This is a genomic window from Parashewanella hymeniacidonis, from assembly GCF_016900895.1.
GTDB classification, from domain to species: domain Bacteria; phylum Pseudomonadota; class Gammaproteobacteria; order Enterobacterales; family Shewanellaceae; genus Parashewanella; species Parashewanella hymeniacidonis.
This window is the reverse complement of sequence record NZ_JAFEUN010000270.1, coordinates 1-1,378: the sequence shown is the minus strand read 5'-3', so window position 1 is coordinate 1,378 and position 1,378 is coordinate 1. Positions and strand designations below refer to the sequence as shown.

Annotated in this window: 2 protein-coding genes; one reads left to right on the top strand and one right to left on the bottom strand. The window is 37.5% G+C overall.

The window, feature by feature from the left end; translation table 11 throughout:
* Positions 1-122 precede the first annotated feature (122 nt).
* Entirely contained in the window at positions 123-662 is a 540-nt protein-coding gene (locus tag JQC92_RS22265) for an isocitrate lyase/PEP mutase family protein (protein ID WP_205001712.1), read from the top strand.
* A gap of 163 nt (positions 663-825) precedes the next feature.
* On the opposite strand, the gene JQC92_RS22260 is transcribed toward JQC92_RS22265, so the two are convergent.
* On the bottom strand, positions 826-1,378 hold a 553-nt coding region (locus tag JQC92_RS22260), incomplete at its 5' end, for a group II intron maturase-specific domain-containing protein (protein ID WP_276315837.1).

Here is a 1,378-nt window from a genome sequence, read left to right as displayed (position 1 = left end):
AAGTGATTTTTTGACCATAGATCTTGGTTGAAAATTGACATGATGCGTTGCCTTATCTAGTGTAATTTACTGATCAGATCAACGAAACGATAATAAGTTCAATTTCCATAATATTTGTGTAGATGAGTCAGATAGAATCCGGTTATGGAAGTTCGCCTGAAGTCATAGCTAAAAATATTGCAGAATTAGCTAAGGCCGGCGTTGTAGGAATTAATATTGAAGATAGCAAAGTTGTTTATGGCGAAAGGTTACTATGTGGTGAAATTGAGTTTGCCAACAAACTCACATCGATTAAAGCCCTGCTTAACAAAATGAACATTTCTATGTTTATTAATGTTAGAACTGATGCTTATTTACTCAGCGTTGATAATGCTCTCGAGGAGAGTATAAAAAGAATTGAAATGTATCAAAGTGCAGGTGCAGACGGTATTTTTTTACCATGCATTAAAACACTTGACGATATTAGTGCCGTTGTAACCAATACTGAATTACCAATTAATGTAATGTGTGTTCCAGATCTTCCAGACTTTAATATATTAGAAGAATTAGGTGTAAAACGTATTAGCATGGGCAACTTTTTACATGAAGCAATGATGGATTATTTTTCTTCTATGTTGTCAACGATTGTCTCTGAAAAGTCTTTCGAAGCATTGTTCAGATAAAATTTGAGATTTTTCTCAACCAAGCTCTTGCCAGTTTTACTGGCAAGCTTTTGTCGGATAAACGACACCTGTTACCAGATGCCGTTCTCCTAAGAACCGTACGTGCAACTTTCACTGCATACGGCTCAAGCCTCCACAAAAGCTTTAATGTTACCCAGCAACTTCACAACGCAGGCATGACAGGTTCACACCAAGAGTTTCTGCTTTGCTTATTAAGCTTACGCCTTTGTAGATAAGCAGTATGCTCAGGATCATAAGGTGTCGCAGCTCCTCTGATTTTCACATGCCTTTCGATTGGTGTTTTGGCTATTTCTACAAGATTAAATGCACAGTCCATACCTGCTATTTTCTGACGTCCATGAAATCGCCAGTAGCCATTTCTATCCAGAAAATATTTTCTTGCCACCCACTGTTTCCCTTTTGTGATGTGTTTTCTAACAGCCCACCTCCATAACGCTAGAAATAATTGATGTCCTACGTATCCGAAGACTTTCTTTGCAACGCAATGATGGTAATAGTTCGCCCATCCTCTCAGCTTTGGATTCAACAACTTGATTAAATCATTGACTGAGACAGTTGCGTGCTTTCTAATGAGTTGACGCAGATTTCGCAAAAATAACAGTGTATTGCTCTTACTTGGTTTAATAAGCAGTTTGCCTTTGTACTTTCTGAGATTAAATCCCAGAAAATCAAAACCATCATTAATGTGTGTCACA

What these genes read in the sequence shown, in the direction of transcription:
- JQC92_RS22265 (WP_205001712.1), top strand. Translation starts at nt 123, where the DNA reads ATGAGTCAGATAGAATCCGGTTATGGAAGTTCGCCTGAAGTCATAGCT.